The following is a 25576-nucleotide window of genomic DNA, read 5'->3' on the forward strand; positions in this document are numbered from 1 at the left end:
GGCGGCCGCGGCCGCCCCGGCGCTCTGGACGGGGAAAACCGTGAAACTAGTGATACTCGACCGCGACGGCGTGATCAACGAAGACCGCGACGATTTCGTCAAATCGCCGGCGGAATGGGTGCCGATCGAGCACAGCCTGGAGGCGATCGCCAATCTGACCCAGTCCGGTTGGCGCGTGGTGGTGGCCACCAATCAATCCGGCATCGGCCGCGGCCTGTTCGACATGCAGGCGCTCAACGCCATGCACGAGAAGATGCATAGGCTGGTGGGCCAGGCCGGCGGCCGCATCGACGCGGTGCTGTTCTGTCCGCACGGCCCCAGCGCCGGCTGCGACTGTCGCAAGCCGCTGCCGGGCATGGTGCTGGAGATCGCGGAGCGCTTCAATGTGAAGCTGGACGGTTTGCCGCTGATCGGCGACAGCCGGCGCGATCTGGAGTCGGTGGCGGCGGTGGGCGGCCTGCCCATCCTGGTCAAGACCGGCAAGGGCGCCAAGACGCTGGCCGACGGCGAACTGCCGGCCGGCACCCTGGTGTTCGACGATTTGTACGACGCCGCGGAATATCTGATCGATTCCCGCGAACGTTGATTTCAGAAAAGGATAGTGTTCCAAGCATGCTGAGTTTATGGCTTCGTAACCTGCTGTACTGGCTGGTGCTGATGATCGTCACGCCGCTCTTCTTCTTCCTGCTGCTGCTGTCCGCGCCGCTGCCGCGCCGCGCGCGCCATGTGTTCGGCGTCAGCTGGGCCTTGAGCCTGCTGTGGATGCTGGAGCACGTGATCGGCCTGAAATACAAGGTGCTGGGCGCGGAAAACCTGCCTGAGCAGCCGTCGGTGATCTGTTCCAAGCACCAGTCCGGCTGGGAAACGCTGGCCTTGCAGAAGATCTTTCCGTGGCAGGTGTACGTGGCCAAGCGCGAGCTGACCTGGATTCCGGTGTTCGGCTGGGGCCTGGTGCTGATGAACCCCATCATCATCAACCGCTCCGACCGCGCCAACGCCAACCAGCGCCTGCTGGAGCAGGGGCTGGAGCGCAAACGCCACCGCTTCTGGATCACGGTGTTCCCGGAAGGCACCCGCACCAAGCCGGGCGTGGCGGGCAAATACAAGCTGGGCGCGGCGCGCATGGCCAAGCAGTTCGACATGCCGCTGGTGCCGGTGGCGCACAACGCCGGCGAATTCTGGCCGCGCAACGCCTTCCTGAAATACCCCGGCGAGATCACCGTGGTGGTGGGCAAGCCCATTGTGCCGAGCGAAGAGCTGGGGCCCGAGGCGATGATGAAGGAAGCCGAGCAGTGGATCGAGGCGCGCCAGCGCGAGATCGGCGGCGTCGGCCCGTTCGCGGACGCGGATGAAAAGCGCAAACGTCTGGCTGCGTCTGCCGCTGCCTGACGGCGAGGTGGACGTGGTGCTGACCCGGCGCCCGCGCAAAAGCGTGGGCATACGGGTCAGCGCGGGCAGGGTGGAGCTGGTCGCGCATCCGGCGGTCAGCGCCGCCCGTCTGCGTGAAGTGCTGTTGGAGCGCCGCGACTGGATCGCCGGCCATGTGGCGCGGCAAAGGCAGGCGCGGCGGCAAGCCGAGGATCTCAGCCAACTGAGTTGGCAGGGTCAGGCTCTGCCCATCGTGCTGGCGGCCGGCGTGCGGCGCACGGCCAGGCTGTCGGCGGAGGGCTTGATTGTTACCGGTATCGTCGAGGGCGACGCGGCCGCTTTGAAGCAGGCGGTATGCCGTTTCTTCAAACGTGAGGCGGCCTTGCGTTTTCCGGCGCGGATGGAGGCACTGGCGCGCGCCTGCCGGCGCCGGCCCAGCGGCCTGCAGCTGTCGTCGGCGCGCACGCGCTGGGGCAGCTGCACCGCGGCCGGGGTGATCCGGCTGAACTGGCGCTTGCTGCAGGCGCCGCCGGCGGTGCTGGATTACGTGATCGCCCATGAGCTGGCCCATCTGGAACACATGAACCATTCACCGGCGTTCTGGGCGGAGACCGCGCGCCTGTATCCGGACTGGCAGGCGGCGCGGCGCTGGTTGAAGCTGCACGGCGCCGGGCTGTTCCATTTTGATTGATGAATTAAGGAGAGTGATGATGCGTTTACTGCACACCATGCTGCGAGTGGGCAATCTGGAGCGCTCGCTGGCGTTTTACCAGGAAGTGCTCGATATGAAATTGCTGCGCCGCCAGGATTATCCGGACGGCCGCTTCACCCTGGCCTTTGTCGGCTACGGCGCGGAAGAAGAGCAGACGGTGTTGGAGCTGACCCACAACTGGGACACCGACTCCTACGAGTTGGGCAACGCTTACGGCCACATCGCCATCGAAGTGCCGGACGCTTACGCCGCCTGTGACATGGTGCGCGCCAAGGGCGGCAAGGTGACGCGCGAAGCCGGTCCGATGAAGCACGGCACCACGGTGATCGCCTTCGTCGAAGACCCGGACGGCTACAAGATCGAATTCATCCAGCGCTGAGGCGTTCGTCTCCGCAGACAAGGCCGACGGCGTAGCGCCGCCGGCCTTGTTTCATCAAATGCTTAATTAGCGTGGCAATCGCGCAAAAACACTTGCTTCCGATACCGGTTTTCCTTGTCCGGACTGCCCGAGTTATGGGACGATGTAACGCTTTGTAACCGTTTGGGCCTAAATCAAGCGCGCCGCGCGGATGCATGCCGGCCTGACTGGGAAGCGTCAGCGCAAGGGCATCCGGCTGCTCTTGCGCTTCAACAATATCGCCGGAATCCATACTTTGCATAGCCTGTCCAAGCTCGTCTTGAAGCAGGCGATGGCGCTTTTATCAATGGGCGTCATGCCCTCGGGAAGATAAATGACCAAAACACTCTTGAGCGCCGCCGCGCTGGCCCTGCTGCCGGCGCTGGCGCAAGCCGCGGAACTGGACGGCGCCACGCTGAGCCTGGCCTGGGGGCTGCCGTTCGCCGGCATTCTGCTGTCCATCGCGCTGTTCCCCATATTCGCGCCGGGCATCTGGCACCATCACTTCGGCAAGATCACCGCGGTGTGGACCGTGCTGTTCCTGGCGCCCTTCGCCGTGTCTTACGGCCTGGGCACTTCGACGGCGCTGATCGTCCACGCGCTGTTCGGCGAATACATACCCTTCATCGTGCTGCTGTTCTCGCTGTACACCGTGTCCGGCGGCATCCTGGTGTGGGGCTCCTTGCACGGTTCGCCCAAACTCAACACCGCCATTCTGGCGATAGGCACGGCGCTGGCCTCCATCATGGGCACCACCGGCGCGGCGATGCTGCTGATCCGCCCCCTGCTGCGCGCCAACGAGAAGCGCAAGCACAATGTGCACGTGGTGGTGTTCTTCATCTTCCTGGTGGCCAATATCGGCGGCGGTCTGACCCCGCTGGGCGACCCGCCGCTGTTCCTGGGCTTCCTCAAAGGCGTCAGCTTCGGCTGGACGGTGCAGCATATGGCGCTGCCGGTGCTGGTGTTGTCGCTGGCGCTGCTGGCCATTTTCTACGCGCTGGACAGCTATTTCTTCAAGAAGGAAGCGCAGGCGGGCGCGCTGCCGGAAATCGACCGTTCCAAGGACAAGCCGATCAAGCTGCACGGCAAGCGCAATCTCTTCCTGCTGGCCGGCATCGTCGGCGCGGTGCTGATGTCCGGCGTCTGGAAGCCGGGCGTGGTGTTCGACATCATGGGCACCCCTGTGGAGTTGCAGAACATCGTCCGCGATCTGGCGCTGATCGGCCTGGCCTTCGCCTCGCTGTGGATCACGCCCAAGCAGGTGCGCGCCGGCAATGAATTCAACTGGGATCCCATCCTGGAAGTGGGCAAGCTGTTCGCCGGCATCTTCATCACCATCGGCCCGGTGATCGCCATCCTGCGCGCCGGCGCCGACGGCCACCTGGCCGGCCTGGTGCACATGGTGTCCGACGCCAACGGCCAGCCGGTCAACGCGATGTATTTCTGGATGACCGGCATCCTGTCCAGCTTCCTGGACAATGCGCCCACCTATCTGGTGTTCTTCAACCTGGCCCACGGCGACGCCCAAGTGCTGATGGGTCCGATGGCGGACACCCTGCTGGCGATCTCCATGGGCGCGGTGTTTATGGGCGCCAACACCTATATCGGCAATGCGCCCAACTTCATGGTCAAGGCCATCGCCGAGCACCGCCATGTGAAGATGCCGAGCTTCTTCGGCTATCTGGGTTGGTCCTGCGTCATCTTGCTGCCGCTGTTCGTGCTGATGACGCTGATTTTCTTCTGAGTCGGCCGTCCTTCGGTAAAAAAGCCCGCTGTCGCGGGCTTTTTTCATGGCGGGCCGGTCAATGATGGCCGAGGGCGGTGCCGCCCCTGCCGTCCGGCAGCGCGATGCGAATATTCTGCATCATGCCCTGGTCCTCGTGATCCAGGATATGGCAATGCAGCACGAAGTCGCCGATATAGCGCTGATAGCGGGTGCGGATGGTGATCGTGTAGCGGCCGGCCGCGGCAATTTTCGGGTCATTGCTGGCTTCGATGTTTTTCACCCACAGAGTGTCTTTCCAGACGTTTCTCAGGCCGCTGTATTGCGTATCGCCCGGGTCCATCGAATCCGGCGCGCCTTCCGCGCTAATGTCCTTGCCCTTGGGGTCTACTATCTTGACGATCTGGAACGGGTTGACGTGGATATGGTAGGGGTGGCTGACGAAGTCGGAGCGCAGCGTCCACTCGTCCACGCCGCCCAGCTTCAGGGTGCGGTCTATGCGTTCGCCGGCATAGGGTTTGCCGTCCACCTGGAAGAAGGCGGCGCCAGGTTGGGACACATCGATGTTGAACGTCAGCGTCTGGGTTCCCGTCACTTCCTGGGGGCTTATGTCCGGATGTGGCACAAAGCTGCTCAGCTTCATCCCGTTGCGCAGTTCCGCGCTGACCTTGGTGGCGACGGCGGACGGAAAGTGGGCGCGGGCGGCGCCGATCAACACCTCCTGTAGCGGACGCGAAGCCTGGCCGGGCGCAACGTCCACCACGCCCAGCAAGCGGGCCGACGGCGCCGAGCGGTCTATGGTGCTGCTGACCTTGACGTCGTTGATCAGGCAGTATTTGCCGGCGTTGGGGAAGGACACCAGAGCGTCCCAGCGATAGCCGGGCTGGAACACCACGCTCTTGCGGGTTTGCACCTTGCCCATGGTCAGGCCGTCTGCGGCGATCAAGGGCAGGTCCAGCTCCGTGCCGCTGCTGCAATAGCGGGCGACGTAATCGTCCATCTGCCTGGCGAACAGGCCGGCCAGCGGCGGCGCATTGTCGCTGAGGCGGCGCAGTTTCAGGTTGATGGTGTCGCGCACGCCGGCGTGCACCATTCTCCAGCGTTCCACGTCGCCGGCCCGCGCCTGGGCCATCTTGCCCAAGACCACGCCGTTGATGCTGGTGTAGCGGCCGGACTCTTGCCAGGTCTTGGGGCCGAACTGGTCGTAGCCTTCTATGCCGCCCACGTCGTCGCCGTCGCAGCGATAGCGTTGGTCCTCCTCATTGGGCGGGGTGGCGGTGTTGCCGTAGGTCTTGATCATGCCCTTGTATTGTCCGGTCTTGAAGCGGCAGGCGTACTGGATCTGCTGAAACACCAGCACCCGTTCGCGGAAGTTGACCCCGGCATAGGGCCGCAGCAGGGTGTCGATGTCGCCGTTCTGTTGCTGGGTGGGTTGCCGCGTGCCGCGTACGATCAGCGCGCCGGCCATGCCGCTGGACACTTGCAGCGCGGTGGAGCCGTGGCGATGGGTGTGATACCAGAAGGTGCCGGCCGGGTGATCGGGCGGAATGTTGTACTCGTACTGGAAGCTGACGCCGGGATTGATGGAGATCAGCACATTGTCGCTATTGCCCGCCGGATTGATCCAGAGCCCGTGGGTATGCAGATTGGTGCCGTTGAAACAATGGGGCTGGTTGCCGCTGCCGCCCTGGTCGGTACAGCTGGGGTCGCGGATGGGTTTGCCGTCGGCGTCGCGATTCAGCTTGTTGTTCAGGCCGATGCGCACGGTTTGTCCGGGGTAGACCTCGATCAGCGGGGCGATGAAGGGCGTGGCGCTGGGCTGAGAGGATGCCGGCGTCGCGACCGGGCTGAGCGCGCCGGGCAGGTAGCTGCGCAGCGCGACCTTGTCGTAATGGATCTGCCCGGGACGTTCCAGCGAAGGATTGCGAATCCAGCCGTAGCGATAGCGGATATCCAGATCGTAGGCGACTTCGCGCGGGGCGGCCTGCGGCTGGTCAAGCTCCAGCGGCGCGCGGAGCAGGGCGGCGGTATTGAGCGCGCCGGCGGGCTGAGCGGTCGGGATAGCCAGCAGCCGCGGCGGGTTGTCTATCTGCGGGAGGTCTTCGCCGTGGCCGGGCGCCGCGAGCAGCAGCGCGGCGAGGCCCAGCGGAAAGGGAGCGAAGCGAGCTTTGAGCATATTCATCTTGGTCTCCGAATTGGCGTGTTTGCCCATGAACAGTTGCAGGGCGGCCAATTCAGCCTAGTTCCAGATCGACGCCGTTTAAGCTGAATGTCATGTTTTGTCGGACGGGCCTGATCCGAAGGACAGGCGCGGCCGGCCGCGCCCCGGCTTGCGAGCCCGGATGTCGGCGGCGGCCGCTTTCCGGTATGCTTGCCGTTTTGCCGTTTCAATACGCTGAACCGAACTATGCACATCCATATCCTGGGCATTTGCGGCACCTTCATGGGGGGCATCGCCGCTATCGCCAAACAGGCCGGTCACAAGGTCACCGGCTGCGACGCCAATGTTTACCCGCCGATGAGCACCCAGCTGGAAGCCATGGGCATCGAGCTGATTCAGGGCTTCGGCGCGGAGCAGGCCGACATCGGCGCGGACATCTTCGTGGTGGGCAATGTGGTGACGCGCGGCAAGCCGCTGATGGAGGAAATCCTCAACCGCGGGCTGCCGTATATTTCCGGCCCGCAGTGGCTGGCGGAAAACGTGCTCAAGGATTTGTGGGTGCTGGCGGTGGCCGGCACTCACGGCAAGACCACCACCAGCTCGATGCTGGCCTGGATACTGGAGGACGCCGGCCTGGCGCCGGGCTTCCTGATCGGCGGCATTCCGCAGAACTTCGGCGTGTCGGCGCGCCTACCCGGCGCGCCGCGCCAGGACGCGGCCAGCGTCAGCCCCTTCTTTGTGATCGAGGCCGACGAATACGATACTGCCTTCTTCGACAAGCGCTCCAAATTCGTTCATTACCGGCCGCGCACCGCGGTGCTGAACAATCTGGAGTTCGACCACGCCGACATCTTCGCCGACCTGGCGGCGATAGAAACCCAATTCCACCACCTGGTGCGCACGGTGCCGGGCCAGGGCCTGATCGTCAGCAACGGCCGCGAGGCCAGCCTGGATCGGGTGCTGGAACGCGGCTGCTGGACGCCGGTGGAGCGCTTCGGCGCGGACGCCGGCTGGCAGCTGGGCGCGGCGGAGGCCAACGGCCACTTCGACGTGCTGCTCGACGGCCGGCTTCAGGGCCGGGTGCGCTGGGATCTGATGGGCGAACACAATCGTCTGAACGCGCTGGCGGCGATCGCCGCCGCCCGCCATGTCGGCGTGGCGGTGAACAGCGCCATCGATGCGCTGTCGCGCTTCCAGAACGTCAAGCGGCGTATGGAAGTGCGCGGCGTGGCGGCCGGCGTCACGGTGTACGACGACTTCGCCCATCATCCCACCGCCATCGCCACCACCCTGGCCGGCTTGCGTCACAAGGTGGGCGGCGAGCGCATCTTGGCGGTGCTGGAGCCGCGCTCCAACACCATGAAGCTGGGCACGATGAAGGCGGCGCTGCCGGCCTCTCTGGCCGACGCCGATCTGGTGTTCTGCTCCGCCGCCAATCTGGGCTGGAATCCCGGCGAGGCCTTGGCCGAGCTGGGCGAGCGCGCGCAGACCTTCAACGATTTCGACGCGCTGCTGCAAGCGGTGGCCGCCGCGGCCCGCCCCGGCGACCATGTGCTGGTGATGAGCAACGGCGGTTTCGGCGGCATTCACCAGAAGCTGCTGGAGCAACTGGCCGCGCGCAGCTGAGCGCGGGGCGCGGGCAAGAAAAAAGGGGGCCGCTTGGCCCCCTTTGTCTTGTCTGAACGAGCGTTTAGCCGCGCAGCTTGGCGGCAATGCCGGCCACGCGCTGGCCATAGGCCTTGGCGGTGTCCAGGTCGCCTTGCGGGATTTCGTCGACGCTGGCGTCGGACGGGGATTGCACCAGCAGGCCCACCGAGCCGCCCAGATTGTTGATGTCCTCGCGGCTGGCGTTCTTGGCGTTGCTGGGCAGCAGGCCCAGGCTGACCCACAGACCGCCGTGCTGGGACGCCAGGGTTTGCAGATAGATCAGCGAAACCTGCTTGTCGCCGTTCAGGCTGGCGCTATTGGTGAAGCCCCCGAACACCTTGTCCTGCCAGCCGCGGGTGAACCAGACCTTGGAACTGGCGTCGGCGAATTTCTTGAACTGCCAGCTCGGGCTGCCCATATAGGTGGGCGAGCCGAAGATGATGGCGTCGGCGCTGTTCAGCAGATCCCAGGCGCCGGCGGGCAGATTGCCCTCGGCGTCGATGGCCAGCAACTGCGCACTGGCGCCGGCGGCGACATGCTGGGCCACTTGCTGGGTGTGACCGTAACCGGAGTGATAAACGACGACGACTTTTGCCATGAGGGGCCTTTCATATTGCCGTGAATGAAGAAAGGCCTGCCGCGCGGCAGGCCTTTGCCCAGTATTGGCGATGATGAAGAATTGAAAAAGCGCCGCCGGATGAATTAATTATTTAGCTGAATTAAACAATCCCATCGGCTTGCGGCGTTGCGGGCCCTGCGTCCGAATAGCGGTGTTTTACCGCGCAGAACACATAAAAACGCCCACGGTCGTGGGCGTTTTCCCGGCGTGAACGGCGGCGGTTTAGTGGAACTGCTCTTCCTCGGTGGAACCGGTCAGCGCGGTGACGCTGGACTGGCCGCCCTGGATCACGGTGGTGACGTCGTCGAAGTAGCCGGTGCCCACTTCCTGCTGATGGGACACGAAGGTGTAGCCGCGTTCGCGAGCGGCGAACTCCGGCTCCTGCACTTTCTCGACATAGGCGGACATGCCGCGGGCAACGTAATCTTGCGCCAGGTCGTACATGTTGTACCACATATTGTGGATGCCGGCCAAAGTGATGAACTGGTATTTATAGCCCATCGCGCCCAGCTCGCGCTGGAATTTGGCGATGGTGGCGTCGTCCAGATTCTTCTTCCAGTTGAAGGACGGCGAGCAGTTGTAGGCCAGCAGCTTGCCCGGATGCTTGGCGTGCACCGCTTCGGCGAACTTGCGCGCGAACTCCAGATCCGGAGTGCCGGTCTCGCACCAGACCAGATCGGCGTAGTCGGCGTAGGCGATGGCGCGGCTGATCGCCTGCTCCAGACCCTTCTTGGTCTTGTAGAAGCCTTCGGCTGTGCGCTCGCCGGTCAGGAAGGGGCGGTCGCGCTCGTCGCAATCACTGGTCAAGAGATCGGCGGCTTCGGCGTCGGTGCGGGCGATCACCAGGGTGGGCACGCCGTAGACGTCGGCGGCCAGGCGCGCGGCGATCAGCTTCTGCACCGCTTCCTGGGTCGGCACCAGCACCTTGCCGCCCATGTGGCCGCACTTCTTCACCGAGGCCAGCTGGTCCTCGAAGTGCACGCCGCCGGCGCCGGCGCGTATCATCGCCTTCATCAGCTCGTAGGCGTTCAGCACGCCGCCGAAACCGGCTTCGGCGTCCGCCACGATGGGGGCGAAGTAGTCGATGAAGCCGGCGTCGCCCTGGGCCACGCCCTTGGAATGCTGGATTTCATCGGCGCGGGTGAAGGCGTTGTTGATGCGTTCCACCACCTTGGGCACCGAGTCAACCGGATACAGCGACTGGTCCGGATACATCGCGGAGTATTCATTGTTGTCTGCGGCCACTTGCCAGCCGGACAGATAGATGGCCTTGACGCCGGCCTTGACCTGCTGCATGGCCTGACCGCCGGTCAGCGCGCCCAGACAGTTGATGTACGGCTCGCTGTGGAGCAGGCCCCACAGCTTGTCCGCGCCGTTGCGCGCCAAGGAGTACTCAATCTGCAACGAGCCGCGCAGGCGCTCCACATCGGCGGTGCTGTAGCCGCGCTTGATGCCTTTCCAGCGGGGATTCTCGTTCCAGTCTTTCTGGATGGCTGCAATGCGTTGTTCGCGAGTCGTCATGCTAAAACCCTTCTCGATACGTTTCTGTGCGCGCCGGCAGACGCCGGCGTCCTCATTAAGCGATCTGGCTATCCGGTTTTCCGGATTTTCTTGCGGTCGGCCCTCATGGGGCCGGCTCGGCATGTCCGCCGTGTCAGCCTTGCGGATAGCGGCAGTTCGGGCGGAGCACTTGCGGGTGTGGCTCAATTATTAGCACAAATAAAAACGCTTGTGTGCAGTGCAGCACAAAGAAAATGTTTGATTTTCAAAAGCTAACAGCAACTTTCCTAAAACGAATATTGCGACTCGCTCAAGCGTTTGCTTTTAGAAAATAAAAGTCCGCAAACGCACATCGGGGTTTGGGACGCCTAGGATGACGGTCTGAAGCCGTTCAGTCGTTCTCAGGGCTTGAATTCCGCGACGAAGCCCCTACCTTGAGTCGGGACTATTCGTACCGCTGAATCCAAATCCGAGGAATCGCCATGCAGGACAAGCAAAACATCGCGGCAGACGCCGTGGACAATGACAATATCGACGCGACGGTGGCGGAGCAGGCCGTAGAGCAAGAGCTGAGCGCGGAGCAACGCATCGCCGCGCTGGACGCGGAAGTGGCCGAACTGAAGGACGCGCTGCTGCGCGCCCGCGCCGATCTGGAAAACCAGCGCCGCCGCGGGCAGGAAGACGTGGCCGCCGCGCACAAATACGCAATCTCCAAGTTCGCCGGCGAGCTGGTGTCGGTGAAGGACTATCTGGAAATGGCGCTGCTGGACCAGAGCGGCCAGATCGACACCCTGAAGATGGGCGTGGACATGACGCTGAAGCAATTGGTGTCCGCCTTCGACAAGGCGCAGATCAAGGACATCGCTCCCCAGGCCGGCGACAAGCTGGACCCGCATCAGCACCAGGCGATGAGCGCGGAAGAGGCCGACGCCGAACCCAACACCATCGTGCGCGTGATGCAAAAAGGCTACCAGATCTCCGATCGCGTACTGCGTCCGGCCATGGTCGTGGTCGCCAAGGCAAAAGCATAAAAAAGGGCGGCGTGCTCCTCTTGAAATAATGGGCATAGCCAATACCTATTGAGACAACAGGCGGTCGCTATCGAACAAATGGCCGCTGAAACGAATTGAGATAAAGGAACTTCGACATGGGTAAAATCATTGGCATCGACTTGGGCACCACCAACTCCTGCGTATCTGTCGTGGAGGGCGGCGCGCCCAAAGTGATCGAGAACGCCGAAGGCGCTCGCACCACTCCGTCCATCATTGCCTACATGGACGATGGCGAAATCCTGGTCGGCGCGCCGGCCAAACGCCAGGCGGTGACCAACCCGCGCAACACCATTTACGCCGCCAAGCGCCTGATCGGCCGCCGCTTCGAAGACAAGGAAGTGCAGAAAGACATCGACCTGATGCCTTTCGAAATCCTGAAAGCCAAGAATGGCGACGCCTGGGTCAAAGTGCGCGACCAGGAACTGGCTCCGCCGCAACTCTCCGCCGAAGTGCTGCGCAAGATGAAGAAGGCCGCGGAAGACTATCTGGGCGAGGAAGTGACCGAGGCGGTGATCACCGTGCCGGCCTACTTCAACGACAGCCAGCGTCAGGCCACCAAGGACGCCGGCCGCATCGCCGGTCTGGAAGTGAAGCGCATCATCAACGAACCGACCGCCGCGGCGCTGGCTTTCGGCCTGTCCAAGCAGGAAGGCGACCGCAAGATCGCGGTGTACGACCTGGGCGGCGGCACTTTCGACGTGTCCATCATTGAAATCGCCGACGTGGACGGCGAGCACCAGTTCGAAGTGCTGTCGACCAACGGCGACACCTTCCTGGGCGGCGAAGACTTCGACCAGCGCGTGATCGACTACATCGTGACCGAGTTCAAGCGCGAACAGGGCGTGGACCTGAAGAACGACGTGATGGCGCTGCAGCGTCTGAAGGAAGCGGCGGAAAAAGCCAAGATCGAGCTGTCCAGCGCGACTCAGACCGAAGTGAACCTGCCCTACATCACTATGGACGCCACCGGCCCGAAACACTTGGCGATGAAGATCACCCGCGCCAAGTTCGAAAGCCTGGTGGAAGACCTGGTCGAGCGCTCCATCGAGCCGTGCCGCGTGGCGCTGAAGGATGCCGGCCTGTCGGTCAACGAAATCTCCGACGTGATTCTGGTCGGCGGCCAGACCCGCATGCCCAAGGTGCAGGAAAAAGTTAAGGAGTTCTTCGGCAAGGAGCCGCGCAAGGACGTGAACCCGGACGAAGCCGTGGCCGTGGGCGCCGCGATCCAGGGTTCGGTGCTGTCCGGCGACCGCAAGGACGTGCTGCTCTTGGACGTGACCCCGCTGTCGCTGGGCATTGAAACCCTGGGCGGCGTGATGACCAAGCTGATCCAGAAGAACACCACCATCCCGACCAAGGCGTCGCAGGTGTTCTCCACCGCCGACGACAACCAGACCGCGGTGACCATCCACGTGCTGCAGGGCGAGCGCGAGAAGGCTTCCGCCAACAAGAGCCTGGGCCAGTTCAATCTGGGCGACATTCCGCCGGCGCCGCGCGGCATTCCGCAGATCGAAGTGGAATTCAACATCGACGCCAACGGCATTCTGCACGTGTCGGCCAAGGACAAGGCTTCCGGCAAGCAGGCCAACATCACCATCCAGGCTTCCTCGGGCTTGTCCGAAGCCGAGATCCAGCAAATGGTGAAGGACGCCGAGGCCAACGCCGAGGAAGACAAGAAGCTGCACGAGCTGGTGACCGCCCGCAACCAGGCGGAAGGCCTGATCCACAGCGTGAAGAAATCGCTGGCCGAGCACGGCGACAAGATCGACGCCGCCGAGAAGGCCAAGATCGAAGACGCGGTGAAGGCGGCCGAGGAAGTGGCCAAGAGCGAAGACAAGGCCGAGATCGAAGCCAAGACCGAAGAACTGGCCAAGGCCAGCCAGAAACTGGGCGAAATCATGTACGCCCAGGCTCAGCAGGCTGAAGCCGGCGCCCAGCAGGGCGGCGCGGACGCTCAGGCCGGCAAGCAGGAAGACGGCAACGTCGTCGACGCCGAGTTCGAAGAAGTGAAGAAAGACAAGGCTTAATCGCCAGCCGATGTCTTGACGCCTGATGACCGGGCCGGGCCCGCCGGAGTGTTCCGCGGCCCGGACCGGTCATTGGCGTATGGTGGCCGGCCGCGCTAGGGGGCTTGCTTCCCGAGCCGACTGAATTTGAGAGAGACAGGAACATGTCCAAGAAAGATTACTACGATGTGTTGGGCGTCAACCGCGACGCCTCCGACGACGACATCAAAAAGGCTTACCGCAAGCTGGCGATGAAGTATCACCCGGACCGTAATCCGGACAGCAAGGAAGCGGAAGAGAAGTTCAAAGAGGTCAAGGAAGCCTACGAGATTCTGTCCGACAGCCAGAAGCGAGGCGCTTACGACCAGTTCGGCCATGCCGGCGTGGATCCGCAGGCTGGCGCCGGCGGCGGCGCGGGCTTTGGCGGTTTCGGCGACTTCGCTGACATTTTCAGTGATATCTTCGGCGGCGGCCGCTCCGGCGGCGGCGGAGGCGGGCGTTCCAACGTCTATCGCGGCGCGGACCTGCGCTACAACATGGAAATCTCGCTGGAAGAGGCGGCCCGCGGCTGCGAGAAGCAGATCCGCATCCCTTCGCACGAAGAATGCGAAGTCTGCCACGGCAGCGGCGCCAAGCCCGGCACCCAGCCCAAGACCTGCTCCACCTGCGGCGGCCACGGCCAGGTGAGGATGAGCCAGGGCTTCTTCTCCATTCAGCAGACTTGCCCCACCTGCCACGGCACCGGCAAGCAGATTACCGATCCCTGCACCAGCTGCCACGGCGCGGGCCAGAAAAAGACCAACAAAACGCTGAACGTGAAGATTCCGCCCGGCGTGGACGAGGGCGACCGCATCCGTCTGTCCGGCGAAGGCGAGCCGGGCCAGAACGGCGGACCGTCCGGCGACCTTTACGTGGTCACCCACATCAAGCCGCACGCGGTGTTCCAGCGCGACGGCATGGACCTGCATTGCGAGATGCCGATCTCCTTCTCCACCGCGGCGCTGGGCGGCGAAGTGGAAATCCCGACGCTGGACGGCATGGCCAAGGTCAAGATCGCGGGGGAAACCCAGAGCGGACGCGTCTACCGCTTGCGCGGCAAGGGCGTGAAAGCGGTGCGCGGCACCGATTACGGCGATCTGCATTGCCATGTGGTGGTGGAAACTCCGGTCAAGCTGACCGAACGTCAGAAAGAGCTGCTGCGCGAATTCGACGCCATCAGCCAGGGCGACGTGGCCACTCACAATCCGCGCTCCAAGTCCTTCATGGACAAGTTGAAGGATTTCTTCGGTTAAGACGTCTCTCAGCGGCCCTCGCGGTCGCGTGACGACAAAACGGCAAGCGCGCGCTTGCCGTTTTTTTGTTGGAACATAAATATTTTTGGTGGTCAACTATTTTTGAGTAACTTGTTGTAATGAGCGATTTTTTAAAATGAATTATCTGGAGGGTTCCGGTATCCGGCCTTATCTTGGTGGGGCTCCGGAACCCCGCTCCGGAGCGAAAACATAAAAATTATCCGGGCCACCCTGCATCAGCGCGGTGAGCTTGGCTTCGCTCAAAGGAGAATGTCATGGAAGATTTGGTCAACGCCGTCAACGGCGTCATCTGGAGCCCGGCGCTGATTTACCTGTGTCTGGGCGTGGGTCTTTACTTGTCCGTGCGCACGCGTTTCCTGCAATTGCGCCACTTCCGGGAAATGCTGCGCCTGATGTTCAATACCGAGAGCAGCGCCAGCGGCGTGTCCTCGTTCCAGGCGCTGGCGATGACGCTGGCCGGCCGCGTCGGCACCGGCAATATCGCCGGCGTCGCCACCGCGATCACTTTCGGCGGCCCGGGCGCTATCTTCTGGATGTGGATGGTGGCCTTCCTCGGCGCCAGTTCGGCCTTCGTCGAATCGACGCTGGGCCAGGTCTACAAGGAAAAGATCGACGGCCAGTATCGCGGCGGCCCGGCTTTCTACATCGAGAAGGGTCTGGGCTTGAAGTGGTACGCCTGGCTGTTCGCCATCACCACCATCGTCGCCACCGGCGTATTGTTGCCGGGTGTGCAGGCCAATTCCATCGCCGCCTCGCTGAACACCGCCTTCGGCATCGCGCCCACCGTCACCGCGGCGGTGCTGGCCATCATTCTGGGCTTTATCATCTTCGGCGGGGTCAAGCGCATCGCGCTGTTCGCCGGCGCGGTGGTGCCCTTCATGGCCTTGGGCTACATCATCGTGGCCTGCGTGATCATCGCCTTGAACATCGAGCAGCTGCCTGGCGTGATGGCGCTGGTGCTGAAAAGCGCGTTTGGCATGGAGGCCGGTTTCGGCGCCATTCTCGGCCTGGCCATCCAGTGGGGGGTGAAGCGCGGCGTGTATTCCAATGAAGCCGGCCAGGGCACCGGCCCGCACGCCTCCAGCGCCGCGGCGGTGTCGCATCCGGCCAAACAGGGCCTGGTGCAGGCCTTTTCGGTCTATATCGACACCTTGTTCGTTTGCTCCGCCACCGCCTTCATGCTGCTGATCACCGGCCAATACAATGTGCAGGGTCCGGAAGGCCAGGCCATGTACACCGGCATCGCCGGCGTGGCGGCGGGGCCGGGTTATGTGCAGATCGCGATGGAAAGCATCATGCCGGGCTTCGGTTCCATCTTCGTGGCGCTGGCGCTGTTCTTTTTCGCCTTCACCACCATCGTCGCCTACTACTACATCGCCGAAACCAATATCGCCTACATCAACCGCAAGATTCAGCTGCCCTGGCTGAGCTTTGTGTTGAAGATCGCCTTGATGGCGGCAACGGTGTACGGCACGGTCAAGACCGCGGATCTGGCCTGGGGTCTGGGCGATATCGGCGTCGGCCTGATGGCCTGGCTCAACATCATCGCCATCGTCTTGATGCAAAAACCGGCGCTGGCCTGCCTGCGGGACTATGAGGTGCAGAAAGCGCGCGGCCTGGACCCGGTGTTCCATCCGGAAGCGCTGGGCATCGTCAACGCCGCCTACTGGGAAGGACGGCGCGCGGAGGACAATCTGGCCGCGGAATTGGCGGCGCAGGCCGGCAAGGCCGCGGAGGAAGGCGAGCTGGCGCCGCGCAAGCGCTGAGCTCAGGAGGGCGCGGACGGCGGCCGGTTTCCGGCGCTGTCCGCAAAGCCGGCGTGCAAAATCCAGAACACTCTGTTTTGCCGGCCGGCATCCGCTGCGGGTCGGCGGCAACAGGCGTACAATGGCCGGGCTAATCCTTCTAATGGAATTGTCATGATTTTCGCCAATCGCTATTTTCCCGCCACCCGCATGCGCCGCATGCGCAAGGATGAATTCTCCCGCCGCCTGATGCGTGAAAACGTGCTGACCGCCAACGATCTGATCTATCCGGTATTCGTGATGGAAGGGCAGAACCGGGTGGTGGAAGTGCCGTCGATGCCGGGCGCGCCGCGCCAAACGCTGGACAAGCTGCTATACACCGCCGAACAGGCGTTGGAACTGGGCATCCCGATGCTGTCGCTGTTCCCGGTGATCGAATCGGGCAAGGACAATAGCGCGCAAGAGGCCTACAACCCCGAAGGCCTGGTGCCGACCGTGGTTCGCGAATTGAAGAAACGCTTCCCCGAGCTGGGCGTGATGACCGACGGCGCGCTGGACCCGTACACCATTCACGGCCAGGACGGGGTGATGGACGAGAGCGGCTATGTGCTCAACGACGAAACCACCGAAATCCTGATCAAGCAAGGCCTCTGTCACGCGGAGGCCGGCGTGGACATGTTCGGCCCGTCCGACATGATGGACGGACGCATCGGCGCGATCCGCGAGGCTTTCGAGGAGGAGGGCTTCATCCACACCAAGATTCTGGCGTATTCGGCCAAGTACGCGTCCGGCTTCTACGGCCCCTTCCGCGACGCTTTGGGTTCGTCCGGCAATCTGGGCAAGGCCGACAAGAACAACTACCAGATGGATCCGGCCAATCTGGACGAAGCGATCCAGGAAGTGGCGCAGGATCTGGAAGAGGGCGCCGACGCGGTGATGATCAAGCCGGGCATGCCCTATCTGGACGTGATCCGTCGAGTGAAAGACACGTTCCGGGTGCCGACCTTCGCCTATCAGGTGTCCGGCGAGTACGCGATGTTGAAGGCGGCCTTCCAGAACGGCTGGCTGAACGAGGAAAAGTGCATGCTGGAAAGCCTGATCGCGTTCAAGCGCGCCGGAGCGGACGGCATCCTGACCTATTTCGCGCTGGACGCGGCGCGTTTGCTGCGCCAACGCTGAGCGCAGGCGGACAAGCCATCGCGCCCCGGCTCAGGCCGGGGCGTTTTGCATGGGAGCGGACATGGATTTGATGCATTCCACCCTGTTCTGGATTCTCATCGCCGCCGCGCCGGCGGCGACGGCGCTGGGCATCCTGATCCGGCTGTCCCGGCGCGAGCCGCCGCCGGATCTGCCGCCCGGGGTCAAGCCCTTGGGCTGGGACGATGAAGACGAGGAAGACGACGATAAGGCGCCGCCGGCGGCGGGCGGCTAGTCGAAGCGCCAACTGGCCATGGACAGATTGCCCATGCGCCAGTCGTCGTGCAGCTTGAGCGCGGGCGCGCCCGGCGTGCCGGCGCCCAGCGCCACCCACAGCGGGGCGATGTGTTCGTCGCTGGGATGGTTGTGGCGCGGATAGGGCGCTTGCTGCAGCCAGTCGGCCAGCGTGTCCCGGGCGTCGTTCAGCAACTGCTGGTCCAGCCAATCGCGGAAGGCCAGCGCCCACGGCGCCGGCGCCGAGCCTTCCGGGGCCAGCGCGCGCAGATTATGGGTGTAGCTGCCGGAGGCGATGATCAGGACGCCTTCGTCGCGCAGCGGGCGCAGCGCCTCGCCTATGCGCATCAGTTCAGCGGCCGGCGCCTGATGCGGCAGCGACAGATTGACGATGGGGATGTCCGCCTGCGGGTACATCAGCATCAGCGGCGTCCAGGCACCGTGATCCAGTCCGCGTTGTTCGGTGCTCTGCGCCGGCAGTCCGGCGGCGGCGAACAATTCGTGCAGGCGCGCGCAGAGCTGCGCATCGGTGCGGGCCGGGTAATTCAACTGGTACAGGGCCTCGGGAAAGCCGTAGAAGTCGTGGATGGTTTCCGGATTTGGCTTGTGGTTGACCACCAGTCCGCGGGTTTCCCAGTGCGCGGAAACGATGACGATGGCGCGCGGGCGCGGCAACTCCGTTCCCAGCTGGGCGATGAAATGGCGGCTTGGGCTGTCTTCCAGCACCAGGGTGGGGGCGCCGTGCGAGATGAACAGCGCAGGTAGGCGAGCAGTCATGGCTGAAGCTTTCATTCAAGAGATGGCTTCAGCTTAAGCCACGGCGATTCTCTGATAAACCGCAGTTTATTGGCTTTATTGTTTACTTGTTGGAAACAATTTGGCGATGCGGCGGCTCGTCTTGCAAAGGGACGGCCTACTCCGGTTTTAACTCAATCCGCCAAGCAGGATGGCACAGCCGGCAATGAAGATGAGGACGCCCATGATGCGCCGCCAGTTGCGCTTGCTCTGCCTGTCGCTCAATGGCTGCCGTTTCAACCTTCTCAGCTGTTGTCGATACATGGTCATTTGACGCTCCTATATTTGAATGATAATCATTATTGTTTGAATGTCAAAATAAACGCTCGCGCAGGAGCGGCCGCTGTGGCGGAAGGCTTGAAACGGGGGCGTTGAAGCCGTGGGCCGGAGCGGAGGGGAAAGGCGGAATCCTTCGCTCCGTAAGGCGGTATCAGGGCTTTGTTGGCCGCTCTTATTGCAGCCAGGCGAAGCCGGCCCATACTTCCAGCCAGAGCGCTTGCCAGTCGAATGTTTTCATTGCGATCTCCCTTGCTAAGGTATGTGGAGTATCGCTCAAAGCTTTGTATTTGTTAAATTGATTGTTTTTGCTTGATGCTTAGCTAATTGCTATGATGCTTGCGAACGGAGCGATGAAGAGCCGCCCCCGCAAGCGTGAAGCGCTTGCGGGGGCGGGAAGGCTCGGCGAGCCGGTCCAAGTCTCGCTCGTCAGAGCGAGACAAGGCCTTGCGGTCAAAGAGTTGGGCGGAGCACGCTGCATGCGAGCATGTCGCACTCGCCGTGCTTCGCCTCGGCGCGCGCGGCGAGCATCGAACCCTCTCTTAGTCCCAGGGCACTTCCGCCGAGTTTTCGTCGACGACGGCGGGCTGCTTGTCCTGCGCCGGGGCGACAGCCGCCGGGCTGGGCGCTTCTTCCAGGCCGCCCAGCGCGGCGACCAGCGCGTCCACCAGTTCGCCCAGTTCTTCGCTCATCAAGGTGAAAGTGGCTTCGAACAGGCTTTCACGGTCATCGCCGGCCTGGCTGGCTTCGTCTTGCAGCAGGTCCAGGAACTGCAGCCGCTTCAGCTGCAGCATATCGGTCAGCTGGAAGCGGATCTTTTCCTGCCAGATCAGGCCAACCCGGGTCACTTGCTTGCCGGTGGCGATGTGCTGGCGGATCTCGTCCGCGGTCAGGTCGATGCGCGCGCAGCGTACCACCGCGCCGTTTTCGCCGCTGTCCTTGAGCTCGCAATCGGAATCCAGCTCAAAGCCGGCTGGCGCCTCGCCTGCCGCCAGCCAGTCCGTCATCGCGGTGTGCGGGGCGATCTTGGTGCGCGGCAGCGCGGCGGGGAAGGGCGGCAGCGCTTCGCGCAGCTTGGAGACCAGCGCTTCCGCCTTGCTGGCGGCTGCCGAGTCCACCATCAGCCAACCGCGGCGGGTGTCCAGATAGGCGCTCATCCGGCTGCTGCGCACGAAGGCGCGCGGGAGCAGGTCGTCGGTGATCTGCTCTTTCAGGGCCAGCTTTTCCTTGCGGCCCACCTTGCGCAACTCCTTGTCTTCGATCTCGGCGACTTTCAAATCGACGAAGTCGCGGATCACCGAGGAGGGCAGCACTTTGTCCTCGCGGCGCAAAGACACCATCTGGCAGCCGCGCACGGCGTAGACCGGCGCCTCCAGGTGGCCGGCGGCGGGCACCCAGCCCTCGCTGAACCAGTCCAGTCCCATGCAATGCTGGAATGGACGCTTTTCCAGCGCGGCGGAAAGCTGTTCGTTGTTAGGGGCGTCGTCTTGATTCAAACGGTAAAAAGATAGTTGCCTAAACCACATATTTGTTCCATAATGCGCGTCCTCTGATGCCACAGATTGTACCGCAGCCAAGACAGCAGCGGGGTGGTTTTCGGACAAGCTTGAAGATGGTCGTCGGAGTGTAGCTTAGCCTGGTAGAGCGCTACGTTCGGGACGTAGAGGCCGGAGGTTCGAATCCTCTCACTCCGACCAGTCAATTAGAAAAAGCTTGTCAGAAAGCATCGGATGTAGTAAATTTCTGCTCCTCGGCGCTTGGCGCTGAAGGCAGTAAAACGGAGTGTAGCTTAGCCTGGTAGAGCGCTACGTTCGGGACGTAGAGGCCGGAGGTTCGAATCCTCTCACTCCGACCAGATTCAAAACCCTGAATTCAAGTATTTGAATTCAGGGTTTTTGCATTGGGGGCTTAAAGAATCAAGCCGGTTATTTGGAAATGGCCGACGCCCCTTTTCAAATCGCAGGAAACTGTTTATTATTACGCGCTCTGCTTCAGGGCGGAGTGATGTGCCGGTATAGCTCAGTTGGTAGAGCAGCGCATTCGTAATGCGAAGGTCGGGGGTTCGACTCCTCTTACCGGCACCACAATCCCGCTTTAGAACAGCAATCAGCCCGCCATGCGGGCTTTTTTGCGTTTCCGGCGCGCCTCTTGCCGGTTTTCCCCCTTCCCGCCTATTTGATTCCCCTGGCCTCGCTTTGAAAATCCGGAGCCGGACGCCGTCGCGACGGCTGGCGATTGCCGACAGATTATGATATAAGCATTTTTGTGGCCGGGCACGATGGACAGAAGTCCGCCCGCATTGCGGGCGGCTTGAGAATGCGCCTGGGCTGAAATATATTGTGAACGTCTGTTATGACGAATGGACATGACGGTCTAGGCTGTCATCTAATGGAAAGCTACAGCAATTGTAGAGAGCGAACATGCTATCCAATTCCGTTGCTACTTTCAGCCTGTATTCGGATTTATACGCCCGGTTTCGTCCGGCGTATCCGGAGGCCTTGTATCAGTGGCTATTGCCGCAGTGCGCCGAATATGGGCGAGCCTGGGATTGCGCCACCGGCAACGGTCAGACCGCGGTGAGGTTGGGGGACAGTTTCGCGCGCGTGGACGCCACGGACATCAGCTCCGCGCAGCTGGGTCAGGCCGAGGCGCATAATCAGGTGTATTACCGCGAGTGTCCGGCCGAGGTCACGCCGTTCGACGACGCCGCCTTTGATCTGATCACGGTGTCGCAGGCTTTGCATTGGTTTCATTTCCCGTCGTTCTGGCCGGAGGTGGGACGGGTGCTCAAGCCGGGCGGCGTGTTCGCCGCCTGGGGTTATCATCTATGCAGGGTGTCCCCCGAAGTGGACCGCGCCGCGGCGATTTTGACGTCCATCATCGAACCGTTCTGGTCCAGCCGCTGCCAGATACTGTGGGACGGCTACAGCACCGCGGGCTGCCCGCTGCCCGTGCTGGAAACGCCGGATCTGGCGATTGATTGCGATTGGACGCTGGAGCAATACCTGGGCTTTCTCAACACGCTGTCCGCCAGCAAGCTATGCAAACAGACTCTGGGCGAGCATGTGCTGGACGATGCCTCCAGCCGCATCGCCCGCGCCTGGGGCGATGGCGATCAGGTGTGCCGGGTCAGCATGCCGCTGAGCCTGCTGGTGGCGCGGCGCCCGGCGTAACGGGTTCTACAACCGATTCCGCGCCATCTGCCGGCGCAAGCAATCCAGCACCGCCCGCCGCGCGTAGCCGGCGGCGGGCCGGCTTTCAGCGCCGCTTGTCGTATTCCGCTTGCAGATCGGACAGCAGGATGTTGAGCGCGTCGGACGAACGCAGCAGTTCGATCAGCGACACCGCCAGCGAGCAAATCATGCACAGCAGGCTGATGCCGAAAGTCAGCTCCCCCCAAGCCTGCCAGCCGGTATAAACCTGGAACATCGCCACCGTGCATAGAAACAGGCTGGCGATGCCCAGGCATTGCATCCATTTGATCAAGGTGATGCGGGTGCGCAGATTGCCGATCTGGCGCAGGATCTTGGGGTCCTGGCTATCGCGGTACTCCTCGTACAGATTGCGAATGATGCCGGCCAGGCCGAGAAAACGGTTGGTATAGGCCAGCAACAGCAGGGAAATGGCGGGAAACAGCAGGGCGGGCGTGGTCAGGGTCAGCGCGGAGTGCATCAGGCGTTCTCATCAATCAGGACATCAATGCCGTTGTCGGTGGCGTCGAATAGTTCGATTACGTCCGGGTTCTTCATGCGGACGCAGCCGAGGGAGGTGGGGGTGCCCCAGGGCACGTGGTCCCCGGCACCGTGGATGTAAATGGCTCGATTATAACTGTCTACTTCGCCGCCTTGGTTCTTTCCGGGCTCTTCGCCGCACAGCCACAGAATGCGGGTGAGGATCCAGTCCTTGTTCGGGTACTGGATGTGCAGTTCCGGCGTGTACTTCCAGGGCGTCACTTTGCGGCGGAAAATAATGGTGTTGGCTTCCACGCCGGCGCCGATGCGTTCGCAGACCCGGTGCCAGCCGCGCGGGGTCTGGTAGCTGCCGCTGACTTCTCCCACGCCCTTGCGCGCGGTGGACACCTGATATTCGCGTTGCAACAGCCCCCAGCCGTCGTAGCGGCGCAGGGTCTGGCTGCGCACGCCGACCAGAATCCAGGGCGCGCCGTAATGGCGCGGATTGGGGGAGGTGTCCAGCAAGGGCGCGGCGGCCTGCTGCTGAACCGCGAAAGCCGCCGCCGCCAATGGGTCCATCGCCAGCGCGGCGTCGTCTTCCGCGTCGCCGGCGAAGGCGGACGCGCTCAAGGACAGGGCGAGCATCAGTCGCAGCATGGCATCAGCCTTTCCGACGGGTTTGGAAAAACGCCGTCAACGGTTGCGCGCAGGCGTCCGCCTGTTGCTGGCCGAACACCGCGGCGTGGTGATTGAGGCGGCTGTCGGCAAAAACGTCCAGCACGCTGCCGGCGGCCCCGGTCTTGGCGTCGGGCGCGCCGTAAATCACGCGGGCGATGCGGGCGTGCATGATGGCGCCGCTGCACATCAGACAGGGTTCCAGTGTCACGTACAGATCGCAGCCGTCCAGGCGGTAATTGCCCAGCAGGCCGGCGGCGTCGCGCAGGGCCATGATCTCGGCGTGGGCGCTGGGGTCGCGTCGGCCTATAGGTTGATTGTAGCCGCGTCCTATCACTTCGCCTTGCCGGACGACGACGGCGCCCACCGGAATCTCTCCCTCCGAACCGGCCTGGGCGGCCAGCTCCAGAGCCAGCGCCAGATGACGGGCGATCTCGGCCTCGGGCGGCGGGGCGGCCACGGGCGGATGCGCGGCCAATTGCCGCAGCAAGGCGTCTTTGGCTTCGTCGCCGAGTTGGTTCCAATGAATGCCGCGGCAGGCGGCCTCCAGCGCGAACAACAGCTTTCGGGTGGCGGTGCGTCCGCGGCTTTTCAATTGCAAGAAAGCCAGGACCGGGCCGCGTTGCCTCAGGGCGTCGGCGTCTACAATGCCGATTTCGGCGAGCCAGGCGATGGCCGCGGGCGGCAAGGGGGGCGAGGCCAGTTGAGCGCGGCTCGCCATGGTTTCAGCGGGTGGGACGGATTTGTCTTGCATGATGTCGATTTTAGCGTAAAGAAATCCCCTGCACGGCCGATAGAATGTCATAACCATAGGTTTTTTCTTATATGCCCGTGATAAAGCCCTATTCCGCCTCCTATGCGCTGTCCCAATCCAAGCCGCCGGCCGGTCGCGCCGCGCCAGCGGCTTCAGCTGCGTCCGCCGAGTCCGCAACGGCCCAGACCGCCGCTCCAACGGCTTCCTTGCAGTCCGGTCCGGCGCAACAAGCGCGTCAGCAGTTGCAATCCTCCTTGCAGCAAAGCTTGGGCAAGTTCATGCAGCAATTGAAGGTGACCTTGCGGCCCTTGCCCAAGCGTTCGCCCGAAGTGGACGGCATGCAGAAGGAGATGCTGAAAAAGAAGGTGGATATGTTGCTGCAGATGGCGCAGATGGCGGGCCGGGACAAGGCCAGCCTGAAAGCGCTGGCGGCGGAGCTGGCGCGCGCGGTCAAGGAGCTTAAGCAGCTGGTGGCCAGCATGACGCAGAACGCCGCCGATTCGATGATGCCGATCAGCGTAGGCAGCGACGCGGCGGCGGCGGCAAGCGCGGCGGCTTCGAGCGAGGCCGCGCCGGAGTCGCCCAGCGGCGGCGGAGACGTTTCCGGCGCCGCCGCCCAGGCGCAGATTGAAGCCAAGGCGCAAACCGCCGAGGACGAAACGCGGCAGACAAAGGATGGGGAAGGCAATGCGTCGGCCGCCGGCGCGCGTGGCGACGCGGCCGCGGCCAATGGCGACAAAAGCGCGGGAGCGACCGCGCGCGACGACGGCGCAACGCCGCGCGCCGGCGGGGGCAATCCGCTGGCCGGCGGCAATCCGGTGGCGGGCGACCGGGTGATCCAGGACATCATGATGAAGTTGAAGCAGCTGCAAAACTGGCTCAAGCAGCAGACGCGTCAACTGCAGGCCGATCAAGAGCTCAGGAAAATGATGAAGGAGATGGACAAGGACATGGCCGGCATCGAGAAGATGTTGGCGACCGGGGAAGTGTCGGAGAACGGAGAGATGGACGTCCAGGTCCACCTTGAGGCGGAAGCCGGCGGGGGCGTGAACGTCCAGGCTTGATCAGCGGCGCAGCCAGCGGCGTCCCAGCTGCCACAGCGCCCAAAGCCGCGCGCCGGTGCCCAGCCAGGATTGCAACCTTCCGCCCGGCGGCAGCAGGCTGCCGAGCACGGCCAGAATCTTGCCGAGCCCGCGGTGCCGGCCCCAGGCTTTCAGGCCTTCTCCAGCGGCGCCGAGAGGATGGCGGCGCAGGGTGTCCAGCTCCAGGCGCAGCTTGACCCTGAGCGCTTCGCCCTTCATCACCAGCAATTGTTTCTTGATGGCGCGGTCTCTCGGGTTCACGGCGCGTCTCCGCCGCCCAAGGCCGCCCAGTCCTTGCGCACTTCTTCCAATGTGGTGGCGAAGGCCGGTCCTTGCTCGCGCAGCCGTCGACGCAGACGGAAGGCCAGCCAGGCGCCCGCGCCGCAGAACAGCAGCGCGCAGGCGGCAAGCGCCCAGGCGCGCAGAGTCGGCGGAGTCAGCGCCCAGACCAGCAGCAGGCCCGCCATCAGGCCCACGGCGATCAGGATCAGCGCCAGCATGCCGGTGAACAGGCTGCCGATGATGTCGTCTTTCAGTTCCTGAGCTTCAAGCGACAGCAGTTCCGCCCGGGTCAGCAGCAAGGAGGCCACCCCGCCGGCGAAGGAGCGCAGGCTGCCGGGGCGGGGCGGAGATTGGCGTTGCGGCATGC

The 25576-nt window shown here is 63.2% G+C and carries 26 protein-coding genes and 3 tRNA genes; 17 read left to right on the forward strand and 12 right to left on the reverse strand.

Translation table 11 applies throughout. From position 1 onward, the window contains the following. Positions 1 to 40: 40 nt before the first annotated feature. Genes gmhB through gloA form a run of 4 tightly spaced genes read left to right on the forward strand, consistent with a single transcriptional unit; the run spans position 41 to position 2459 of the window. Positions 41 to 586: a D-glycero-beta-D-manno-heptose 1,7-bisphosphate 7-phosphatase gene (gene gmhB / locus JC616_RS05490; RefSeq protein ID WP_019103520.1), complete on the forward strand. Its 546-nt coding sequence runs from the start codon at positions 41 to 43 to the stop codon at positions 584 to 586. A gap of 26 nt (positions 587 to 612) precedes the next feature. Then, positions 613 to 1389 carry a lysophospholipid acyltransferase family protein gene (locus JC616_RS05495; protein WP_107798303.1) on the forward strand — a complete coding sequence of 259 codons (777 nt, stop codon included), beginning with the start codon at positions 613 to 615 and terminating at the stop codon, positions 1387 to 1389. Beyond that, positions 1349 to 2059 carry a M48 family metallopeptidase gene (locus JC616_RS05500; RefSeq protein ID WP_227107131.1) on the forward strand — a complete coding sequence of 237 codons (711 nt, stop codon included), beginning with the start codon at positions 1349 to 1351 and terminating at the stop codon, positions 2057 to 2059. Before JC616_RS05495 ends, JC616_RS05500 begins: the two co-directional genes overlap by 41 nt. Before the next feature lie 19 nt (positions 2060 to 2078). Then, positions 2079 to 2459, forward strand: coding sequence for a lactoylglutathione lyase (gloA, locus tag JC616_RS05505; RefSeq protein WP_227108547.1), 381 nt, complete (start codon positions 2079 to 2081; stop codon positions 2457 to 2459). Here gloA and JC616_RS05510 read toward each other — a convergent pair. After that, positions 2446 to 2739, reverse strand: a complete 294-nt coding sequence (locus tag JC616_RS05510; RefSeq protein WP_227107133.1) for a hypothetical protein — start codon at positions 2737 to 2739, stop codon at positions 2446 to 2448. The genes gloA and JC616_RS05510 overlap by 14 nt on opposite strands. A gap of 72 nt (positions 2740 to 2811) precedes the next feature. Between JC616_RS05510 and JC616_RS05515 the strand changes: the two genes are divergently transcribed. Beyond that, a complete protein-coding gene (locus JC616_RS05515; RefSeq protein WP_107798304.1) occupies positions 2812 to 4221 on the forward strand; it encodes a sodium:proton antiporter in 1410 nt (469 codons plus the stop codon). A 58-nt stretch (positions 4222 to 4279) separates the two neighbouring features. On the opposite strand, the gene JC616_RS05520 is transcribed toward JC616_RS05515, so the two are convergent. Further along, positions 4280 to 6382 carry a multicopper oxidase family protein gene (locus JC616_RS05520; RefSeq protein ID WP_227107135.1) on the reverse strand — a complete coding sequence of 701 codons (2103 nt, stop codon included), beginning with the start codon at positions 6380 to 6382 and terminating at the stop codon, positions 4280 to 4282. Between the two features lie 225 nt (positions 6383 to 6607). Here JC616_RS05520 and mpl point away from each other — a divergent pair, with 225 nt between their 5' ends. Further along, the gene (gene mpl / locus JC616_RS05525) at positions 6608 to 7987 is read left to right on the forward strand and encodes a UDP-N-acetylmuramate:L-alanyl-gamma-D-glutamyl-meso-diaminopimelate ligase (protein ID WP_227107137.1); all 1380 of its coding nucleotides are present in this window, start codon (positions 6608 to 6610) and stop codon (positions 7985 to 7987) included. A 64-nt stretch (positions 7988 to 8051) separates the two neighbouring features. Here mpl and JC616_RS05530 read toward each other — a convergent pair whose 3' ends face one another. Together JC616_RS05530 and aceA are read right to left on the reverse strand one after the other, a co-directional pair. Further along, positions 8052 to 8606: a flavodoxin family protein gene (locus JC616_RS05530; RefSeq protein WP_107798306.1), complete on the reverse strand. Its 555-nt coding sequence runs from the start codon at positions 8604 to 8606 to the stop codon at positions 8052 to 8054. A gap of 243 nt (positions 8607 to 8849) precedes the next feature. Further along, positions 8850 to 10148 (reverse strand): isocitrate lyase, encoded by a 1299-nt coding sequence (gene aceA / locus JC616_RS05535; RefSeq protein ID WP_227107139.1) that lies wholly within the window; start codon positions 10146 to 10148, stop codon positions 8850 to 8852. Positions 10149 to 10609: 461 nt separating this feature from the next. Here aceA and grpE point away from each other — a divergent pair, with 461 nt between their 5' ends. From grpE to JC616_RS05565, 6 genes are all read left to right on the forward strand, one after another. Next, a complete protein-coding gene (gene grpE, locus JC616_RS05540; protein WP_107798307.1) occupies positions 10610 to 11158 on the forward strand; it encodes a nucleotide exchange factor GrpE in 549 nt (182 codons plus the stop codon). Positions 11159 to 11274: 116 nt separating this feature from the next. After that, a complete protein-coding gene (gene dnaK, locus JC616_RS05545; RefSeq protein WP_107798308.1) occupies positions 11275 to 13206 on the forward strand; it encodes a molecular chaperone DnaK in 1932 nt (643 codons plus the stop codon). A gap of 143 nt (positions 13207 to 13349) precedes the next feature. Further along, the gene (gene dnaJ / locus JC616_RS05550) at positions 13350 to 14477 is read left to right on the forward strand and encodes a molecular chaperone DnaJ (RefSeq protein WP_107798309.1); all 1128 of its coding nucleotides are present in this window, start codon (positions 13350 to 13352) and stop codon (positions 14475 to 14477) included. Positions 14478 to 14752: 275 nt separating this feature from the next. Next, on the forward strand, positions 14753 to 16264 hold the full coding sequence (locus tag JC616_RS05555) for an alanine/glycine:cation symporter family protein (protein ID WP_227107141.1): 1512 nt from the start codon (positions 14753 to 14755) through the stop codon (positions 16262 to 16264). A gap of 153 nt (positions 16265 to 16417) precedes the next feature. Then, complete coding sequence (gene hemB / locus JC616_RS05560) at positions 16418 to 17422, forward strand: porphobilinogen synthase (RefSeq protein ID WP_107798311.1); 1005 nt, start codon at positions 16418 to 16420, stop codon at positions 17420 to 17422. Between the two features lie 61 nt (positions 17423 to 17483). Then, positions 17484 to 17675: a hypothetical protein gene (locus tag JC616_RS05565; RefSeq protein WP_107798312.1), complete on the forward strand. Its 192-nt coding sequence runs from the start codon at positions 17484 to 17486 to the stop codon at positions 17673 to 17675. On the opposite strand, the gene JC616_RS05570 is transcribed toward JC616_RS05565, so the two are convergent. The 3 genes from JC616_RS05570 to JC616_RS05580 form a co-directional block, all read right to left on the reverse strand. Continuing rightward, entirely contained in the window at positions 17672 to 18451 is a 780-nt protein-coding gene (locus tag JC616_RS05570) for a DODA-type extradiol aromatic ring-opening family dioxygenase (protein ID WP_227107143.1), read from the reverse strand. The two genes, JC616_RS05565 and JC616_RS05570, sit on opposite strands and share 4 nt — an antisense overlap. Before the next feature lie 147 nt (positions 18452 to 18598). Beyond that, on the reverse strand, positions 18599 to 18739 hold the full coding sequence (locus tag JC616_RS05575; protein WP_158274229.1) for a hypothetical protein: 141 nt from the start codon (positions 18737 to 18739) through the stop codon (positions 18599 to 18601). 548 nt (positions 18740 to 19287) lie between these two features. Then, positions 19288 to 20271, reverse strand: a complete 984-nt coding sequence (locus tag JC616_RS05580; RefSeq protein ID WP_227107145.1) for a recombination-associated protein RdgC — start codon at positions 20269 to 20271, stop codon at positions 19288 to 19290. 94 nt (positions 20272 to 20365) lie between these two features. Between JC616_RS05580 and JC616_RS05585 the strand changes: the two genes are divergently transcribed. From JC616_RS05585 to JC616_RS05600, 4 genes are all read left to right on the forward strand, one after another. Continuing rightward, positions 20366 to 20442: transfer RNA gene (locus JC616_RS05585), tRNA-Pro, on the forward strand. Positions 20443 to 20523: 81 nt separating this feature from the next. Beyond that, positions 20524 to 20600, forward strand: a tRNA-Pro gene (locus JC616_RS05590). 153 nt (positions 20601 to 20753) lie between these two features. Next, positions 20754 to 20829, forward strand: a tRNA-Thr gene (locus JC616_RS05595). A 336-nt stretch (positions 20830 to 21165) separates the two neighbouring features. Further along, positions 21166 to 21918: a class I SAM-dependent methyltransferase gene (locus JC616_RS05600; RefSeq protein WP_227107147.1), complete on the forward strand. Its 753-nt coding sequence runs from the start codon at positions 21166 to 21168 to the stop codon at positions 21916 to 21918. An 85-nt stretch (positions 21919 to 22003) separates the two neighbouring features. Here the strand turns inward: JC616_RS05600 and JC616_RS05605 are convergent, their stop codons facing one another. The 3 genes from JC616_RS05605 to tadA are packed head-to-tail and all read right to left on the reverse strand — an operon-like array spanning position 22004 to position 23812. After that, positions 22004 to 22417 carry a DUF2721 domain-containing protein gene (locus tag JC616_RS05605; protein WP_019104308.1) on the reverse strand — a complete coding sequence of 138 codons (414 nt, stop codon included), beginning with the start codon at positions 22415 to 22417 and terminating at the stop codon, positions 22004 to 22006. Further along, positions 22417 to 23073, reverse strand: coding sequence for a L,D-transpeptidase (locus tag JC616_RS05610; RefSeq protein WP_227107149.1), 657 nt, complete (start codon positions 23071 to 23073; stop codon positions 22417 to 22419). The genes JC616_RS05605 and JC616_RS05610 overlap by 1 nt, the downstream gene beginning before the upstream one ends. A gap of 4 nt (positions 23074 to 23077) precedes the next feature. Next, entirely contained in the window at positions 23078 to 23812 is a 735-nt protein-coding gene (gene tadA, locus JC616_RS05615; RefSeq protein ID WP_227107151.1) for a tRNA adenosine(34) deaminase TadA, read from the reverse strand. Positions 23813 to 23916: 104 nt separating this feature from the next. On the opposite strand from tadA, the gene JC616_RS05620 reads away from it, so the two are divergent. Then, positions 23917 to 24909, forward strand: coding sequence for a hypothetical protein (locus JC616_RS05620; RefSeq protein WP_227107153.1), 993 nt, complete (start codon positions 23917 to 23919; stop codon positions 24907 to 24909). On the opposite strand, the gene JC616_RS05625 is transcribed toward JC616_RS05620, so the two are convergent. Further along, complete coding sequence (locus JC616_RS05625) at positions 24910 to 25188, reverse strand: hypothetical protein (RefSeq protein ID WP_107798318.1); 279 nt, start codon at positions 25186 to 25188, stop codon at positions 24910 to 24912. It abuts the gene before it with no gap. After that, positions 25185 to 25574, reverse strand: coding sequence for a phage holin family protein (locus JC616_RS05630; protein ID WP_227107155.1), 390 nt, complete (start codon positions 25572 to 25574; stop codon positions 25185 to 25187). The genes JC616_RS05625 and JC616_RS05630 overlap by 4 nt, the downstream gene beginning before the upstream one ends. Positions 25575 to 25576 lie beyond the last annotated feature (2 nt).

The organism is Chromobacterium rhizoryzae (assembly GCF_020544465.1).
Lineage (GTDB): Bacteria > Pseudomonadota > Gammaproteobacteria > Burkholderiales > Chromobacteriaceae > Chromobacterium.

Excerpts from the sequence above, each read along its gene's own strand:
- JC616_RS05495 (WP_107798303.1), top strand. The coding sequence starts at position 613 with ATGCTGAGTTTATGGCTTCGTAACCTGCTGTACTGGCTGGTGCTGATG.
- JC616_RS05500 (WP_227107131.1), top strand. The coding sequence starts at position 1,349 with ATGAAAAGCGCAAACGTCTGGCTGCGTCTGCCGCTGCCTGACGGCGAG.
- gloA (WP_227108547.1), top strand. The coding sequence starts at position 2,079 with ATGCGTTTACTGCACACCATGCTGCGAGTGGGCAATCTGGAGCGCTCG.
- JC616_RS05510 (WP_227107133.1), bottom strand. The coding sequence starts at position 2,739 with ATGCAAAGTATGGATTCCGGCGATATTGTTGAAGCGCAAGAGCAGCCG.
- JC616_RS05515 (WP_107798304.1), top strand. The coding sequence starts at position 2,812 with ATGACCAAAACACTCTTGAGCGCCGCCGCGCTGGCCCTGCTGCCGGCG.
- JC616_RS05520 (WP_227107135.1), bottom strand. The coding sequence starts at position 6,382 with ATGAATATGCTCAAAGCTCGCTTCGCTCCCTTTCCGCTGGGCCTCGCC.
- mpl (WP_227107137.1), top strand. The coding sequence starts at position 6,608 with ATGCACATCCATATCCTGGGCATTTGCGGCACCTTCATGGGGGGCATC.
- JC616_RS05530 (WP_107798306.1), bottom strand. The coding sequence starts at position 8,606 with ATGGCAAAAGTCGTCGTCGTTTATCACTCCGGTTACGGTCACACCCAG.
- aceA (WP_227107139.1), bottom strand. The coding sequence starts at position 10,148 with ATGACGACTCGCGAACAACGCATTGCAGCCATCCAGAAAGACTGGAAC.
- grpE (WP_107798307.1), top strand. The coding sequence starts at position 10,610 with ATGCAGGACAAGCAAAACATCGCGGCAGACGCCGTGGACAATGACAAT.
- dnaK (WP_107798308.1), top strand. The coding sequence starts at position 11,275 with ATGGGTAAAATCATTGGCATCGACTTGGGCACCACCAACTCCTGCGTA.
- dnaJ (WP_107798309.1), top strand. The coding sequence starts at position 13,350 with ATGTCCAAGAAAGATTACTACGATGTGTTGGGCGTCAACCGCGACGCC.
- JC616_RS05555 (WP_227107141.1), top strand. The coding sequence starts at position 14,753 with ATGGAAGATTTGGTCAACGCCGTCAACGGCGTCATCTGGAGCCCGGCG.
- hemB (WP_107798311.1), top strand. The coding sequence starts at position 16,418 with ATGATTTTCGCCAATCGCTATTTTCCCGCCACCCGCATGCGCCGCATG.
- JC616_RS05565 (WP_107798312.1), top strand. The coding sequence starts at position 17,484 with ATGGATTTGATGCATTCCACCCTGTTCTGGATTCTCATCGCCGCCGCG.
- JC616_RS05570 (WP_227107143.1), bottom strand. The coding sequence starts at position 18,451 with ATGACTGCTCGCCTACCTGCGCTGTTCATCTCGCACGGCGCCCCCACC.
- JC616_RS05575 (WP_158274229.1), bottom strand. The coding sequence starts at position 18,739 with ATGACCATGTATCGACAACAGCTGAGAAGGTTGAAACGGCAGCCATTG.
- JC616_RS05580 (WP_227107145.1), bottom strand. The coding sequence starts at position 20,271 with ATGTGGTTTAGGCAACTATCTTTTTACCGTTTGAATCAAGACGACGCC.
- JC616_RS05600 (WP_227107147.1), top strand. The coding sequence starts at position 21,166 with ATGCTATCCAATTCCGTTGCTACTTTCAGCCTGTATTCGGATTTATAC.
- JC616_RS05605 (WP_019104308.1), bottom strand. The coding sequence starts at position 22,417 with ATGCACTCCGCGCTGACCCTGACCACGCCCGCCCTGCTGTTTCCCGCC.
- JC616_RS05610 (WP_227107149.1), bottom strand. The coding sequence starts at position 23,073 with ATGCTGCGACTGATGCTCGCCCTGTCCTTGAGCGCGTCCGCCTTCGCC.
- tadA (WP_227107151.1), bottom strand. The coding sequence starts at position 23,812 with ATGGCGAGCCGCGCTCAACTGGCCTCGCCCCCCTTGCCGCCCGCGGCC.
- JC616_RS05620 (WP_227107153.1), top strand. The coding sequence starts at position 23,917 with ATGCCCGTGATAAAGCCCTATTCCGCCTCCTATGCGCTGTCCCAATCC.
- JC616_RS05630 (WP_227107155.1), bottom strand. The coding sequence starts at position 25,574 with ATGCCGCAACGCCAATCTCCGCCCCGCCCCGGCAGCCTGCGCTCCTTC.